The sequence below is a fragment of the Streptomyces mutabilis genome (assembly GCF_014649815.1).
Lineage (GTDB): Bacteria > Actinomycetota > Actinomycetes > Streptomycetales > Streptomycetaceae > Streptomyces > Streptomyces mutabilis.
On sequence record NZ_BMTT01000120.1, the window covers coordinates 1 to 869 of the forward strand.

The 869-nt window shown below is 47.0% G+C and carries 1 protein-coding gene; it reads left to right on the plus strand.

Annotation, left to right across the window (positions count from 1 at the left end; translation table 11 throughout):
- Positions 1–662 precede the first annotated feature (662 nt).
- On the plus strand, positions 663–869 hold a 207-nt coding region (locus IE142_RS39685), incomplete at its 3' end, for a hypothetical protein (RefSeq protein ID WP_229831220.1).

Sequence of the window (869 nt, forward strand, 5' to 3'; positions counted from 1 at the left end):
ACATATGGGATAATAGTACACTTGGGCGCATGAGAGGCATATACATTATAGAAATCGGGTGCTTGGATGACTTGTTTGAGTCTTCCCACGGGCTGGAGGCATCGGATATCTTCTGTCTTATATTTCACAACTCCCTGGTTGCAATATATCGTGTGGATGAAAACAGCTCATTACCCTCGACTCGCCCGGGGATTTGGCATATACCATACGTTGTACGGATAATAGCTACCTAGTAATAATAATGTTGGATCACGTGGGATTCTGCCGCATAGGTCCGCCCTCGCTGACCCTTTTCACCACGTAGGCCTATCTAGCTAGTGACCAACCAACAATACACCTCCATTAGGTTATGAGCCCGTTTCTTGCTCGGAAATATGAGCTATTTTAGGCCCGTATAAGTGGTCAATTTAAGCCCTCTGATTGGCTGAACCAAAATTCCATACCCCAGATTCCAAAAATTCCAGGATCCCAGATACGGTCCGAACCTGAGCATGTCAGGAGAACCTACTACGCCTCCCGCTACTGCTATACGACGATCACGTCGCCGAAATCTCCAAAACAGGTCCTCGAATATAGACGAGACCTCCTCATCAGTTGTCTCTGAAGAGATAGAGACCCCAACGCCTTCCGGAGCCAATCTGAGCTCTACCAATACCGCCAACATGGCTTCCACAAACGAACTTACCCCTGATCTTGCTGATATGATGCGACAAATGCTTGCTCGCCAGAATCAGATGGAACAAGATATGCGAGACCGTGAAGCTAGAATGGAGCTAAAACTGGCATCTATCATCCAGTCTAATACTCCACAAGCTTCCTTGCCTTCAAATACAACCCAAGATACTACACCAATGGATATCCAACCGCCT